The 14,297-nt window shown below is 67.8% G+C and carries 13 protein-coding genes; 2 read left to right on the forward strand and 11 right to left on the reverse strand.

Annotation, left to right across the window (positions count from 1 at the left end):
* Positions 1-32 precede the first annotated feature (32 nt).
* Positions 33-1,454, forward strand: a complete 1,422-nt coding sequence (gene gltX / locus IAI54_RS07535) for a glutamate--tRNA ligase (protein WP_187971757.1) — start codon at positions 33-35, stop codon at positions 1,452-1,454.
* Positions 1,455-1,658: 204 nt separating this feature from the next.
* Complete coding sequence (gene gltA, locus IAI54_RS07540) at positions 1,659-2,948, forward strand: citrate synthase (RefSeq protein ID WP_187971758.1); 1,290 nt, start codon at positions 1,659-1,661, stop codon at positions 2,946-2,948.
* 55 nt (positions 2,949-3,003) lie between these two features.
* Here the strand turns inward: gltA and lpxB are convergent, their stop codons facing one another.
* The 11 genes from lpxB to pyrH form a co-directional block, all read right to left on the reverse strand.
* Entirely contained in the window at positions 3,004-4,179 is a 1,176-nt protein-coding gene (gene lpxB / locus IAI54_RS07545) for a lipid-A-disaccharide synthase (protein ID WP_187971759.1), read from the reverse strand.
* Positions 4,176-5,057: an LpxI family protein gene (locus tag IAI54_RS07550; RefSeq protein ID WP_187971760.1), complete on the reverse strand. Its 882-nt coding sequence runs from the start codon at positions 5,055-5,057 to the stop codon at positions 4,176-4,178. Before IAI54_RS07550 ends, lpxB begins: the two co-directional genes overlap by 4 nt.
* On the reverse strand, positions 5,041-5,871 hold the full coding sequence (gene lpxA, locus IAI54_RS07555; protein ID WP_187971761.1) for an acyl-ACP--UDP-N-acetylglucosamine O-acyltransferase: 831 nt from the start codon (positions 5,869-5,871) through the stop codon (positions 5,041-5,043). Before lpxA ends, IAI54_RS07550 begins: the two co-directional genes overlap by 17 nt.
* 6 nt (positions 5,872-5,877) lie before the next feature.
* Positions 5,878-6,348 carry a 3-hydroxyacyl-ACP dehydratase FabZ gene (fabZ, locus tag IAI54_RS07560; protein ID WP_187971762.1) on the reverse strand — a complete coding sequence of 157 codons (471 nt, stop codon included), beginning with the start codon at positions 6,346-6,348 and terminating at the stop codon, positions 5,878-5,880.
* Complete coding sequence (gene lpxD, locus IAI54_RS07565) at positions 6,341-7,402, reverse strand: UDP-3-O-(3-hydroxymyristoyl)glucosamine N-acyltransferase (RefSeq protein ID WP_187971763.1); 1,062 nt, start codon at positions 7,400-7,402, stop codon at positions 6,341-6,343. Before lpxD ends, fabZ begins: the two co-directional genes overlap by 8 nt.
* A 63-nt stretch (positions 7,403-7,465) precedes the next feature.
* Positions 7,466-9,838 (reverse strand): outer membrane protein assembly factor BamA, encoded by a 2,373-nt coding sequence (gene bamA, locus IAI54_RS07570; RefSeq protein WP_187971764.1) that lies wholly within the window; start codon positions 9,836-9,838, stop codon positions 7,466-7,468.
* 211 nt (positions 9,839-10,049) lie between these two features.
* The gene (rseP, locus tag IAI54_RS07575) at positions 10,050-11,192 is read right to left on the reverse strand and encodes an RIP metalloprotease RseP (RefSeq protein WP_187971765.1); all 1,143 of its coding nucleotides are present in this window, start codon (positions 11,190-11,192) and stop codon (positions 10,050-10,052) included.
* Positions 11,193-11,280: 88 nt separating this feature from the next.
* On the reverse strand, positions 11,281-12,096 hold the full coding sequence (locus IAI54_RS07580; protein WP_187971766.1) for a phosphatidate cytidylyltransferase: 816 nt from the start codon (positions 12,094-12,096) through the stop codon (positions 11,281-11,283).
* A 31-nt stretch (positions 12,097-12,127) separates the two neighbouring features.
* Entirely contained in the window at positions 12,128-12,847 is a 720-nt protein-coding gene (locus tag IAI54_RS07585; protein WP_187971767.1) for an isoprenyl transferase, read from the reverse strand.
* A gap of 32 nt (positions 12,848-12,879) precedes the next feature.
* Complete coding sequence (gene frr, locus IAI54_RS07590; RefSeq protein WP_187971768.1) at positions 12,880-13,440, reverse strand: ribosome recycling factor; 561 nt, start codon at positions 13,438-13,440, stop codon at positions 12,880-12,882.
* A gap of 39 nt (positions 13,441-13,479) precedes the next feature.
* Positions 13,480-14,202, reverse strand: a complete 723-nt coding sequence (gene pyrH, locus IAI54_RS07595) for a UMP kinase (protein WP_187971769.1) — start codon at positions 14,200-14,202, stop codon at positions 13,480-13,482.
* Positions 14,203-14,297 lie beyond the last annotated feature (95 nt).

The raw sequence follows: 14,297 nt of genomic DNA on the forward strand, positions 1-14,297 counted from the left end.
CCCTGCGCACGCGCCAGTCCCCTGGATCCGCCATGACCGCACCCGTCGTCACGCGCTTCGCGCCTTCGCCCACCGGATTCCTCCACATCGGCGGTGCGCGCACCGCCTTGTTCAACTGGCTCTACGCGAAGCACACCGGCGGCACGATGCTGCTGCGCATCGAGGACACGGATCGCGAGCGGTCGACGGAGGAGGCGACGGTCGCCATCCTCGAGGGCCTCGCCTGGCTCGGGCTCACCTGGGACGGCGACCCGATCTCGCAGGCCTCGCGTGCCGAGCGGCACCGGGAGGTGGCCGAGGAACTCGTCCGCATCGGGCAGGCCTACTATGCCTACGAAACCGCCGAGGAACTGGACGCCATGCGCGAGAAGGCCCGGGCCGAGGGCCGGCCGCCGCGCTACGACGGAAGCTGGCGCGATCGCGACGCCTCCCAGGCGCCGGCGGGCGTGCGGCCGGTGATCCGCATCAAGGCGCCGCGGGACGGCGAGACGGTGGTGCAGGATCGCGTACAGGGCGAGGTGCGCTTTCCCAACAAGGACCTCGATGATTTCATCATCCTGCGGTCCGACGGCACGCCAACCTACATGCACGCGGTCGTGGTCGACGATCACGACATGGGCGTGACCCACATCATCCGCGGCGACGACCATCTCACCAATGCGGCGCGCCAGACGGTGATCTACAGGGCGATGGGATGGGACGTGCCGGTGATGGCGCATATCCCGCTGATCCATGGGGCGGACGGCGCGAAGCTGTCGAAGCGCCACGGCGCCCTCGGCGTCGAGGCCTACCGCGCCATGGGCTATCTGCCCGCGGCGCTGCGCAACTACCTCGCCCGTCTCGGCTGGAGCCATGGCGACGACGAGGTGATGTCGACGGCCGACATGGTCTCCTGGTTCGAGATCGAGGACGTCAACAAGGGCGCGGCCCGCTTCGACTTCCAGAAGCTCGAGGCGCTGAACGGCGTCCACATGCGCAACACGCCCGACGAGGAGCTGCTCGGCATCCTCGTGGATACCCTGCCCTACATCGAGAACGGCAAGTCCCTTCTGGACTCGCTCGACGAGAGGCGCCGCGCCATGCTGCTCGCCGCCATGCCGGGGCTGAAGGAACGCGCCAGGACGCTGGTGGAACTCGCCGACAGCGCCGGCTACCTCTTCGCCACGCGCCCTCTGGCGCTCGACGAGAAGGCCACGCAACTGGTGGGCGAACCGCCCCGGGCCATTCTGGCCGGTGCGAGAGCGGCGCTCGGCGCCATCGACGGCGACTGGACCGCCGCATCGACGGAGGCGGCCATCCGCGCCCACGTCGCTGCCTCGGGCCTGAAACTCGGCGCCGTGGCGCAGCCGCTGCGCGCCGCGCTCACCGGTCGTGCTACGTCTCCGGGCGTCTTCGACGTTCTGGCGGTGCTCGGCCGCGACGAAAGTCTGGGCCGCATCGACGACCTGCTCTGAGCGTTCCGGCTGCGGCAGCCCACCTAAATCGATCCAATCGGCGGATGGCGATCCCCGCCCTCCGCGCGGCTGGTGCAACGCAACATTCCCCCTGTGGCAACTTGGCATCGGGGGGGAAATAGGATAGCTACAAGGCCGTTCTTGCTCGCGATTTCCCGTCGTCGAGCCCCTCCCCACGCTGCCATTCCGACGAAGGAGCCCGCGATGACCGATTCAACCGCAAAACTCGATTTTGGCGGCAAGACGATCGATCTGGCCGTGCGAAAGGGTTCCGTGGGACCCGACGTGATCGACATCGGCAAGCTCTACGCCCAGACCGGCGCCTTCACGTATGATCCCGGTTTCACCTCCACCGCCAGTTGCGAGTCCGAGATCACCTTCATCGATGGTGACCAGGGCGTGCTCCTGCACCGCGGCTACCCGATCGAGCAGCTGGCCGAGCATGGCGACTTCCTCGAGGTCTGCTACCTGCTGCTGTACGGGGAACTGCCGACCAAGTCGCAGAAGGAGGACTTCGACTACCGCGTGACGCGCCACACCATGGTGCACGAGCAGATGTCGCGCTTCTTCACCGGCTTCCGTCGCGACGCGCATCCGATGGCCGTCATGTGCGGCGTGGTCGGCGCGCTCTCGGCCTTCTACCACGACTCGACCGACATCTCCGACCCCTACCAGCGCATGGTCGCGTCGATGCGGCTGATCGCCAAGACCCCGACGATCGCGGCCATGGCCTACAAGTACCACATCGGCCAGCCCTTCGTTTACCCGAAGAACGACCTCGACTACGCGGCCAACTTCCTCAACATGTGCTTCGCGGTGCCCTGCGAGGAGTACAAGGTCAATCCGGTGCTTGCCCGCGCCATGGACCGCATCTTCATCCTGCACGCCGACCACGAGCAGAACGCGTCGACCTCGACGGTCCGCCTCGCCGGCTCGTCGGGCGCCAACCCCTTCGCCTGCATCGCGGCCGGCATCGCCTGCCTGTGGGGTCCCGCGCATGGCGGCGCCAACGAGGCGGCGCTCAACATGCTGTCGGAGATCGGCTCGGTCGACCGTATCCCCGAGTTCATCGCCCGCGCCAAGGACAAGAACGATCCGTTCCGCCTGATGGGCTTCGGCCACCGCGTCTACAAGAACTACGACCCGCGCGCCAAGATCATGCAGAAGACCACGCATGAGGTGCTGGGCGAACTCGGCATCAAGGACGATCCGCTGCTCGACGTGGCGATGGAACTCGAGAAGATCGCGCTGACCGACGAATACTTCATCGAGAAGAAGCTCTACCCGAACATCGACTTCTATTCCGGCATCACGCTGAAGGCGCTCGGCTTCCCCACCACCATGTTCACCGTGCTGTTCGCCGTTGCGCGCACGGTCGGCTGGGTGGCGCAGTGGAAGGAGATGATCGAGGACCCGCACCAGAAGATCGGCCGCCCGCGCCAGCTCTACACGGGCGCGCCCGCACGCGACTATCTGCCGATCGCCAAGCGCTGACGCGCGGCGGTCGCTCCCACATCATGAGACGGATCGGCGGCGCCTTCGGGCGCCGTCAGCCGTTTCGACGGGCCTCGATGGTGGAGAGAACCGCTTCGGCGGCGATGACACCCGATGGCCTGTCCGTCGCCATGGCGTGGGCGATCCTGTCGAAGCCGGCGAGCTGGGCCGCCCGTGCCGGCGTTTCGGCCAGCAGAAGCTCGAGATGGCGCGCCAGCATGCCCGGCCGCACGAAGTGATCGTAGAACTCCGGCACCACCGGACCGTCCGCGACGAGATTCGGCAGCGACGCCGTCCAGATGCCGATCATCGAATAGGCCGCCCGCATCAGGCGGTCGGCCTTGTAGCAGGCGAGCGTCGGCACCCGCCCGAGCGCCAGCTCCAGCGTCACCGTGCCGGAGGCGGCGAGTGCCGCATCCGCTTCGCCGAAGGCCTTATACTTGGCGTCGACGGTCGTCAGGATCTCCGGCGCCACCCTCCAGCCCGCGGTCGCGGCGCGGACCGTCGCCTCGACATGCGAAACGGTCGGCAGGAGGATCCGCGCCGCCGTGCCGCGGGCAGCCAGGATGTCGATCGTCTCGCGAAACGGCTCGAGCAGGCGCGAAACCTCGCCGCGACGCGAGCCGGGCAGGACGAGAAGCGTCGCCGGTGCGGCGGGATCGCGCGGCGGCCTCGTCCTCTGGCGCGCGGCCGCTTCGATCAGGCGCGGCTCGTGCGAGAGGCGGTGGCCGACATAGGTGGCCGGCGGCCCGCTCAGCCGCGCGAGTTCGCCCACCTCGAAGGGCAGCAGGCAGAGCACGTGGTCGATAGAGGAGGCCATGCGCGGCGCGCGCTCCGGCCGCCAGGCCCAGACGCTCGGACAGACATAGTGGATGGTCGGCAGGTCCGGCGCGACGTCGCGGACCTTTCGGGCGACCCGGAGACTGAAATCGGGCACGTCGATGGTGATCAGGCAGTCGGGGCGCGCCGCCACCACGGCCGCCGCCGCCTGGCCGATGCGACGGAAGAGCTGCGGCAGCCGCGTCACCACGGCGGCGATGCCCATCAGCGAGATCTCGCCGGGGTCGAACAGCGTCTTCAGCCCGAGCGCCTGGAGATGCGGCCCGCCGACACCCACCAGCTCGACTGCGCGCCCGGTCGCGGCCCGCAGCGCGGCAACGAGATCGGCCCCGAGCAGATCGCCGGACTCCTCTCCTGCCACGATGGCGATGCGCAGCGGGCGATCCGTCACGACGCCGGCCCGTCGATGCCGACGACGAACAGTCCGAGGCGGTCGGCTGTCGCGATCACGTCGGCCTGACGCAGCACGATCGCACGGCCGGCCTCCACCGCGATGCCGGCAAGTCCCGCCTCGTGCACCTGCGCGACCGTGTCTGGACCGATGGCGGGCAGATCGGCGCGCAGTTCCTGCCCCGGCTTGGCGCATTTCACCAGAACGCCGCCCGGCATCGAAATGCGGCCGGACGCGCGCAGGTCGCGCACCCGCGCCAGCATGCCGGCGGTGCCCTCCACGCCCTCCACTGCCACGACCCTCCGGCCCACGGCCACCGCCGCCTGGCCGATGTCGAGCGCACCGATCGCGCGGGCCGCCGCCAGGCCGGCGGCGATGCCGGCCTGATGCGCGGCGGCAGGCCTGGTGCGCGTGAGCGCGCCAGGCCCAGCCAGGATGTCGGGCAGGATCTGGTGCGAACCGACGACCTTGATGCCGGCCGCCTCGATGTGGCTGACCACGACCCTCAGCAGCGCGTCGTCGCCGCGTCCGAGACCCCGGACGATGCCGGGCAGCAGCTTCAGCAGGCCGAGGCTGAACCGGATGGCGCGCAGCCGCGGCCGCCGCGACACGCTGCCTGCCATCACCACATGGGTGGCGCGGGCGGCGCGCAGCACCGGCAGGAGGCGTCCGTATTCCTCGAGTTCGAGCACCGTGTGGTCGCCGTCCGTCAGCCCGGCGCGGTCCTCGCCGCCCACGACGATCACGAAGGGCGGGCGACCGGCGGCCGTGAGACCGCGGACGAGCTCGCGCGGGAGGTCTCCCCCGCCGGCGATCACCGCGATGCGATCGGTCGGAGCGAGGTCGATCGAGAGCGGGCGGTCAGCCGTCGCTGCCATCGCCGGCGTCTCCGGCATCGGCATAAGGCGGCACGCACATGTGCCGCTTGCCACGCTTGGTCATGAAGTCGACGATCTCCATCACCTCCGGCGTCGCCGCGAAGTCGACGGCGACGCTTTCGAGGTTCTGCGCCACGGTTCGGGCCGGATCGAAGATGCGGCGATAGGCCTCCCGCATCGCCAGCACCTGCGCACGGGCCATGCCCGCGCGGCGCATGCCGATCAGGTTGAAGCCCCGCAGGCGCGCGCGGTTGCCCACCGCCATCGCGAAGGGAATCACGTCGCCCACCACGGCCGAACCGCCGCCGAGAAAGGCGCGCCGGCCGATGCGCACGTTCTGGTGCACGGCCGTCAGGCCACCGATGATGACGTGGTCGCCCACTTCGCAATGGCCCCCGAGAGTGGCCTGATTCGTGAGGGTGACGTTGTTGCCGACGATGCAGTCATGCGCGACATGGGCGGCAACGAGGAAGAAGCCGTTGTTTCCGACCACGGTCGCGCCCCGCCCGCCGTCCGTCCCGGTGTGCATCGTGACGTATTCGCGGATGGTGCAGTTGCTGCCGATCGTCAGCGTGGTACGGCCGCCCTTGTGCTTCATGTCCTGCGGCGGTCCGCCAAGCACCGCGTGGGGATAGACCTTCGTTCCGGCGCCGACCGAGGTCACGCCGATGACGCTGACGTGGCTGACGAGTTCGACGCCGTCCCCGAGCACGGCGTCCGGGCCGACGTGGCAGAAGGGACCGACGCGCACGCCCGCGCCGACCACGGCCCCCGCCTCGACCACGGCCGCCGGGTGAATGAAGGAATCGCTCATTGCGGGTCAGCCGGGCTGCTTGGGCGTCATCATCGCCGTCAGCTGGGCTTCGGCGACCTTGACGCCGTCCACCGTCGCCTCGCAGGCATAGCGGAAGATGCCGCCGCGTTCCTTCTCCTTGCGGACATGGATGCGCAGCTGGTCCCCCGGGGTCACGGGCTTGCGGAACTTGGCGCCGTCGATGGCCATGAAATAGACGAGGCTCGGCGTCTCCATGCCGCTCTTGCGGATGCAGATGGCGCCGGCCGTCTGCGCCATGGCTTCGACGATCAGCACGCCCGGCATCACCGGCTGCCCCGGAAAATGGCCCTGGAAGTGCGGCTCGTTCATCGAGACGTTCTTGATGCCGACGGCCGAATCATTGCCGGCGATCTCGACCAGCCGATCCACGAGGAGGAACGGATAGCGATGCGGCAGGAGCTTCAGGAGCGCGACGATGTCGACGGCATCCAGAGTCGATCCAGCACCCTCAGCCATTCCCGGTTCCCTTTCGTTTCCTGTCGCCCGCGAGCTTCTTCACCGCATAGACCTCGCGGAAGAACTCCGCTGCCACCTTGGCCGGGAAGCCGGCCCATCTCTCGCCTGCCGGAACGTCGTGCATCAGGCCGCTGCCCGCCGCGATCTGGGCGCCGTCGCCGATGGTGACATGGTCGGAGATGCCCGCCCGGCCACCCAGGAGCACGCCGTCGCCGATGATCACCGAGCCGGAGATCCCCGCCTGCGCCGCAATGGCGCAATGCCTGCCGATGCGCACGTTGTGACCGATCTGGACGAGATTGTCGATCTTGCTGCCCTCGCCCACCACGGTATCGTCGAGGGCGCCGCGATCGATGGTGGTGTTGGCGCCGATCTCGACGTCGTCCTGGATCACGACGCGGCCGATCTGCGGGATCTTCTCCAGCCCGGCCTGACCGGGATGGAAACCGAAACCGTCCTGGCCGATGCGTGCGCCGCCATGGATGGTCACGCGATTGCCGATCAGGGCGGCCAGGATGGTCGCGCCGGGGCCGACGTAACAGTCCCGGCCGATGCGGCAGTCGGCGCCGATGACCGCATTGGGCGCGATGATGCTGCCCCGGCCGATCTCGGCACCGTCGCCCACGACGACACCCGAGCCGATCGACACGCCGTCTTCGATGCTGGCGAGCGGCGAGACGATGGCGCTCCCGGCGATCGCCGGCGGAACGGCGGCCAGCCGCATGCTGCGGACGGCGTCGGGATAGAGTGCGCGGCCGATGCGCGCGAAGGCCACGGCCGGATGGCGCGCGACGATGACGGCGATGCCGTCCGGAACGCGATCGGCCAGGTCCTCGGGACAGAGCACGGCGGCTGCGACCAGGCCATCGAGGAGAGCCGCGTTCTTGCGCCCGTCGACGAAGACGAGGCGGCCTTCGCCGCCCTGCGCGGCGGCGGCCAGTCCGTGGATCTCGATGCCTGCCGTCGAAGGATACCGAAGTGTGCCGCCCGCCATCGCGGCAGCCTCGCCGACGGTCAGACGCCGCGCCGGCGGAAAGAAAACGGGATCACCCATCGCGTGAAAGGATCCTTGAATCCCGGACCGGGCGGGAAAGACCCGCCCGGCGAGCCGCTCCGATCAGAAGCGGGTCGAAATGCCGATGTTGAAGTGCTGGACCTGGTCGGTCTCCTCCTTCACGACCGGCACGGCGTAGTCGACGCGCAGCGGACCGAAAGGCGACGCCCACAGCAGCGAAGCGCCGACCGACGCACGCCAGTTCATGGCGTCCGAGCCCGCCGCGACCTGCGTCAGCGAGTTGCCGTAGAGCGTGGCGGCATCGGCGAAGACCGCACCCTTCAGGCCAAGGCTGTCAGGCACCAGCGGCAGCGGGAACTGGGCTTCAGCGGTGGCGTTGAAATAGGTCGTGCCGCCCAGATGATCCTTGCCATTCGCCGAATCCACCGGACCGATGCCGCTCGATTCGAAGCCGCGGATGATGCGCGTGCTGTTCTGGAAGTAGTCGAACAGCCGGAGCGGCGCACCGGTCTCGATGATGTGTCCGCCGCCGACCGACAGCAGCGCCACCACGTCCTGCTCCTCGAGCAGCGTATGGTAGTAAGTCGCACGGCCGGTCAGCTTCACCCACTCCGCGTCGCCGCCGAGGCCGGCATACTCGCCGGTGAAGGTGGCATAGATGCCGGAGCGCGGGTTGTTCATGTTGTCGATGGTGTTGAACAGCAGCGTGCCGCTCACCGACGACTTCGTCCAGGCGCCCTGGGCGATGGCGTCGATATAGGCCGAGCCGATATCGCAGCCGGGATCGGCGACACCGTTGCCGTCTTCGTCGCACCTGCTGGAGAAGGAATATTCCTGGACCGAGTAGTTGTAGGCGACCTGCGTCGACAGCGCGCGCGTGATCGGCAGACCCAGGCGAACGGTCGCTCCGGTCTCTTCCGAATTGTAGTTGGTGTAGTTGCGCGTGCGGCGGAACACGTCGAAGCCCGCCGAGATGCGACGCCCGAGGAAGTAGGGTTCGGTGAAGGACAGTCCGTAATCGCGCGAGTTCTTTCCGCCGCCGGCCGACACCTTGATGTACTGGCCACGTCCGAGGAAGTTGCGCTCGCTGATCGAACCTTCGACGGAGATGCCGCCGGTTGCGCTCGTTTCGCCGGACGTCGAGTAGCCGGCGCCGATCGAGAACTCGCCCGTCGACTTCTCCACCACGTCGATGACGAGGTAGACCTGGTCGGGCTGCGAGCCGGGCACCGTCGAGACGTTCACCGAGGTGAAGTAGTTCAGACCTTCGAGACGGCGCTTCGCCCGCTGCACCATGACCTGGTTGAAGGCATCGCCCTCGCTGATGTCGAACTCGCGGCGGATCACGTAGTCGCGGGTCCGGGAGTTGCCGCGGATCTCGATGCGCTCGATGTAGGTGCGCGCACCCTGGTCGATCGAATAGGTGACCGAGATCGTGCGGTTCTCGAAATCGCGATCGCCGCGCGGCGTCACCTGGGCGAAGGCATAGCCCTTGTCCACCACGGTCTCGGTCAGCGCGATGATGGTGTCCTCGACGGCCTTGGCGCTGTAGACTTCGCCCTTCTCGCTCTCGATGAGCCTGCCGACGGACGCCGTGTCGATGCCGTCGAGCGTGCTCTCGATGGTGACGTCGCCGAAGGTGTAGCGTTCGCCTTCCTCGATGGTGAAGGACACCGTGTACTCGTTGCGGGTCTCGTCGAGCTCGGCATAGGACGAGATGACGCGGAAATCGGCATAGCCGCGATTGTAGTAGAAGCGGCGCAGCGCCTCTTCGTCCGCGCGCAGGCGATCCTCGCTGTAGAGGTCGTCCCGGAACAGGAAGGACAGAACGTTCGACGACTTCGTCGTGATGACTTCCTTCAGGCGGCGGGCATTGAAGGCGTTGTTGCCGACGAAGTTGATCGCAGCGATCTTGGTGCGGTCGCCCTCGTTGATCTCGAAGACGACGTTGACCCGGTTGTCGCCGAGATCGATCGTGCGCCCGCTCACCGTCGCATCGTCGCGGCCGATGGCGCTGTACGCCTGCCGGATCGATTCGGAGTCAGCCTCGAGCGCGGCGTCGGAATAGGTGCCGCGCGGCTTGAGCTGCACGGCCTGCGACAGGTTCGCGTCCTTGATCTTCTTGTTGCCCTGGAAGATCACCTGGTTGACGATGGCATATTCGTCGACCTCGACCACGAGCGTCGATCCGACCTGGTTGATGCGCACGTCGGCGAAAAGCCCGGTCCCGAAGAGGCGCTTCACGCCCTCGTCGATGTCGACGGGTCCGAAATTGCGGCCGGGCTGGATCCCGACATACTCGCGGATGGTCGCGTCGTCGACCCTGCGATTGCCCCGCACGTCGATGCTGCTCACCACCGCCGCCTCGGCCGCGGCGACCGCCGCGAACTGGACGGCGAACGCACCGGACGCGACCAAGCCGGTCGAAAGGGCGAGTGCCGAAACGGCGCTCACGAAATGTCTGCCTGCCTTCATCGGGCTTGTATACCTTGCTCTCGTAGTCCCCACGTCGAGATACCGGACGGCCGGTCGAAACCGCATACCGTATGACCCGTATTTCCCATACACGCAAGGCTCCTGGTTAATTTGTGTTTACTAATCCCGGCGGCGTGTCGTTCGGGTCACGTAAATCCCACCGCATGGTGAATCAACCGTGAATTTCCGTCCCCCAAAAGCCCTCGCCCGCTCAGCACCCAAACAGGTCGTTCCAGAACACGAACCCCATAAAGGCAAGCACCAGAAGCACCCCGGCGCGGTAGACCAGGTCCATGACTCGCTCGGACACCGGTCGGCCACTCGCCGCTTCAATGGCATAGAAGAGAAGATGCCCGCCGTCCAGCGGTGGCACCGGCAGAAGGTTGAGGACGCCGATGCCGACCGACAGCATGGCGACGAGCTGGATCAGCCATTCGAAGCCCTTTGCGGCCGCCTTTCCGGCCATGTCCGCGATCTTCACCGGTCCCCCGAGCTGACACTTGTCTTCACGACCTGCGACAAAACGTTTCAAGAATTGACCGGTTCGGAGGATGACGTCGCCTGTCTCTGCGACCGCCTGACCCAGCGCCTCGAGCGGCCCGTATTCGACGACTCGCGGCTGCCCGACCTCCTGATTGTTCACCACCCCGATCACGCCCACGCGGATCGTGTTGCCGAGCGCATCGGTCTGCTCGCTCAGTTCGGGCGTCGCGACGAGTTCGATCTCCCGATCGCCGCGCAGCATCACGAAGGTCAGGGAATCGCCGGCGCGACCGGTGACGTGGCGCTGGACGTCGGAGAAGGTCTCGACCCGGTTGCCGTCGACCATCAGGAACCGGTCCCCGGGCTGGAAGCCGGCCGCCTCGGCGGGACTCCCCGGACGCACCTCCGCCACCATCGGATCGGAGACGAAGCGGCCGTAGAGGCCGAACATCACGGCGAAGACGGCGATCGTGAGCAGGAAGTTGAAGAGCGGGCCGGCGACGACGGTCGCCGCGCGCTTCCAGACCGGCTGGACGTGGAAGGCGCGTCTTCGGTCGGCCTCGGAGAGCCCGGCCATCTCCTCCGCCCCGGGCGGCGTGCTCGTCGCGTTCATGTCGCCGACGAACTTGACGTAGCCGCCGAGCGGGATCAGCGACAGCTTCCAGCGCGTGCCGTGGCGGTCGTCGAAGCCGAAGAGTTCCGGCCCGAAGCCGATCGAGAAGGCCTGCACGCCGATGCCGCACAGGCGGCCGACGAGGTAGTGGCCCATCTCGTGCACGAAGACGACGATCGTGAGCACGAACAGGAAAGGCACGATCGTGCCGATGAGCAGTCCGTCCGTCCCGAAGATGGATAGTGCGATCTCGCCCAAGCTCGATTCTCGCCTCTTGTTTGGCCCCGTGTCGCGGGAAGATGGATGGACAATCCGGGCGACAGGATGACGGCGCCGCCCGGGCGGATCAGAAAGCGAACAGACCGGCCGCCGGTCTCGCCGCGCCCGACATGAGCCACCCGACGACGTACAGGGCCGTTGCGGCAGCGACAAGCCCGTCGACCCGGTCCATGACGCCGCCATGGCCGGGGATGAGGCGCGAGGAGTCCTTGGCGCCGAAGCGCCGCTTGATCCAGGATTCGAACAGGTCGCCGATCTGGGAGGCGACCGACAGGAACAGCGCGGCGACCGCGAGCACCTGCCAGTGAGCCGCTCCCAGGGCGATCGCGAGGGCGAGGCCGGCAGCCACCCCGAAGACCGCGCCGCCCACCGCTCCGCTCCAGGTCTTGCCCGGCGATATCGCGGGAGCGAGCTTGGGACCGCCGATCGAGCGGCCGACGAAATAGGCGAACACGTCGGTCGCCCAGACCACGGCGAAGAGAAAGCCGATCGCCGCCAGCCCCGCCGCACCCGTGCCGCGCAGGGCCGCGAAGGCGATGCAGGGAATTGCCGCATAGGCGATGCCCGACGCGCCCCATGCCCCGTGCCCGGCGAAGGAGCCGACCGCCAGGGCGGCGAGCAGGACCGGCAGGGTCGCCACCAGCGCAACGTCCGCCGGCACGCCGGCTGCGGTCATTCCGAGGGGCACGGCCAGCAGCAGCACATAGGCCGCCCATGCCAGCCGCCGCCGCCCGAGACCGGCCATGCGTGCCCATTCGTAGAAGATCGCGAAACCCGCGACCGTCACCAGCAGACGGAACGGCAGGCCGCCGAGCCACGTCAGCACCAGGACCACGGGCGCCATCACGAGCGCGGACAGGATGCGCAGGCGCAGATTGCTCATCGCGGGACGAACGCTCTGGCGATGCCGGCGCTCACGAAGCGACGTCCCTGGCCGTCACGCCGCCGAAACGTCGGTCGCGGCCCTCGAAGGCGGCGATGGCCCCGTCGAGGTGGTCTTCGCCGAAATCCGGCCAGAAACAGTCGAGGAAGAAGAACTCCGCATAGGCGGCCTGCCACAGCAGGAAGTTCGACAGGCGCTGGTCGCCGCCCGTGCGAACGATCAGGTCCGGATCGGGCATGCCCGCGGTGTCGAGGAACGCGCCGAAGGTCTCGGCCGTCACCTGTCCCGACGAGATCTCGCCGGCCGCGGCCATGCGCGCGATCTTGGCTGCCGCGCGGGCGATCTCGTCGCGGGCGCCGTAGTTGAAGGCGATCACCAGGTTCATCGACACGTTGTCGGCCGTCAGCGCCTCTGCCTCCTCGAGCAGGAGCCTGATGTCCGGCTTGAGGCCCTTGCGCTCGCCGATCACGCGCACGCGCACGCCGTTCTGGTGCAGTTCCGCGAGGTCGCGGCGGATGAAGAGCTTCAGAAGGCCCATCAGGTCGCTGACTTCCGACGGCGGACGCGACCAGTTCTCGGAGGAGAAGGCATAGACCGTCATCCAGCGGATGCCGCGGTCACCCACGGCCCTGACGGTGCGTCGCAGCGTTTCCACCCCCGACCGATGGCCGACGGCGCGGGGCATGCCGCGCGCCGTCGCCCAGCGACCGTTACCGTCCATGATGAAGGCGATGTGCTCGGGCTTCGGCATGCTGTTCCTCGTGCGCGGCAGCGGACGGCCGCTCAGACCTGCATGATCTCCGCCTCTTTCTCGGCGAGCGCGGCGTCGATCGCCGAGATGGTCTCATCGGTCATCTTCTGGACCTTGTCGGAGCGGCTGCGCACGTCGTCCTGCGCGAGGTCGCCGTCCTTTTCCGCCTTTTTCAGCGCGTCCATGCCGTCGCGCCGGACGTGGCGGGCGGCCACCCGCGCCTGCTCGGCATACTGGTGCGCGATCTTGACGAGTTCCTTGCGCCGCTGCTCGTTCAGTTCCGGCAGGGGGATGCGCAGCGTCGTGCCGTCCATGATCGGGTTGAAGCCGAGGTTCGATTCGCGGATCGCCCGGTCGACGGCCCCCACCATCTGCTTGTCCCAGACCGAGACCGAAATCATGCGCGGCTCAGGCACCGAGACGTTGGCCACCTGGTTGATCGGCATCGTCGTCCCGTAGGCGTTGACCATCACCGTATCGAGCAGGTTGGACGAGGCGCGTCCGGTCCGCAGCGAGGCGAGATCGTGCTTGAAGGCGCTGACGGCGCCGTCCATGCGGCGCTGCAGATCTTTCTGGTCGTAGGCAGTACTCATCGTCTGGCTCCATGCTCGGGCCGGCAGCGGGCGAACGCGTCACGCATCCGCCACGGTCGTGCAGCGGCCTTGTCCTTTCAGAATCGCGCCGAATCCGCCTTGTTCGTGGATCGAATAGACGATTATCGGAATGTTGTTTTCGCGCGCAAGCGCTATCGCCGCGGTGTCCATGATGGCCAGCCCGCGCTCGATCACCTCGGTGTGGGTCAGGCGCTCGAAGCGCACGGCGGAGGGATCCTTCTTCGGATCGGCCGAGTAGACGCCGTCGACCTGCGTGCCCTTGAACAGCGCGTCGGCACCGATCTCGGCGGCGCGCAGCGCGGCGGCCGAATCGGTGGTGAAGAACGGATTGCCCGTGCCGCCCGCGAAGATCACGACCTTGCCGGCGTTCATGTAGGCGGTGGCCTGGCGCTGCGAAAAGCTCTCGCAGAGTTCGGGCATGGCGATGGCCGACAGGACGATCGCCTCGACGCCGAGCTTGGAGAGCGAGGTCCGCAGGGCCAGCGAATTGATGACGGTGGCGAGCATCCCCATGTGATCGCCGGTGACCCGGTCGCCGCCCTTGGAGGCCACCGCCACGCCGCGGAAGATGTTGCCGCCGCCGATCACCACGCCCACCTCGACGCCCAGCGAGCGGGCTTCGGCAATGTCGGAGGCGATGCGGTCCACCACCGAGACGTCGATACCGAACCCCTGCCTGCCCATCAGCGCTTCGCCGGAAGCTTTCAGGACCACGCGGCGATACTGTGGCTTGGCGGGCATCTTCACCTCGATCGTTCCGGCTGGGGCGGGTCTGCGATACACGAAGGGCGCCGCGATGTCACGCGGCGCCCTCGCCTGCAGGCCGATGTCTTCGG

This window comes from Aquibium microcysteis, from assembly GCF_014495845.1.
Lineage (GTDB): Bacteria > Pseudomonadota > Alphaproteobacteria > Rhizobiales > Rhizobiaceae > Aquibium > Aquibium microcysteis.

What these genes read in the sequence shown, in the direction of transcription:
- gltX (WP_187971757.1), top strand. Translation starts at nt 33, where the DNA reads ATGACCGCACCCGTCGTCACGCGCTTCGCGCCTTCGCCCACCGGATTC.
- gltA (WP_187971758.1), top strand. Translation starts at nt 1,659, where the DNA reads ATGACCGATTCAACCGCAAAACTCGATTTTGGCGGCAAGACGATCGAT.
- IAI54_RS07550 (WP_187971760.1), bottom strand. Translation starts at nt 5,057, where the DNA reads ATGGCAGCGACGGCTGACCGCCCGCTCTCGATCGACCTCGCTCCGACC.
- lpxA (WP_187971761.1), bottom strand. Translation starts at nt 5,871, where the DNA reads ATGAGCGATTCCTTCATTCACCCGGCGGCCGTGGTCGAGGCGGGGGCC.
- fabZ (WP_187971762.1), bottom strand. Translation starts at nt 6,348, where the DNA reads ATGGCTGAGGGTGCTGGATCGACTCTGGATGCCGTCGACATCGTCGCG.
- lpxD (WP_187971763.1), bottom strand. Translation starts at nt 7,402, where the DNA reads ATGGGTGATCCCGTTTTCTTTCCGCCGGCGCGGCGTCTGACCGTCGGC.
- bamA (WP_187971764.1), bottom strand. Translation starts at nt 9,838, where the DNA reads ATGAAGGCAGGCAGACATTTCGTGAGCGCCGTTTCGGCACTCGCCCTT.
- IAI54_RS07580 (WP_187971766.1), bottom strand. Translation starts at nt 12,096, where the DNA reads ATGAGCAATCTGCGCCTGCGCATCCTGTCCGCGCTCGTGATGGCGCCC.
- IAI54_RS07585 (WP_187971767.1), bottom strand. Translation starts at nt 12,847, where the DNA reads ATGCCGAAGCCCGAGCACATCGCCTTCATCATGGACGGTAACGGTCGC.
- frr (WP_187971768.1), bottom strand. Translation starts at nt 13,440, where the DNA reads ATGAGTACTGCCTACGACCAGAAAGATCTGCAGCGCCGCATGGACGGC.
- pyrH (WP_187971769.1), bottom strand. Translation starts at nt 14,202, where the DNA reads ATGCCCGCCAAGCCACAGTATCGCCGCGTGGTCCTGAAAGCTTCCGGC.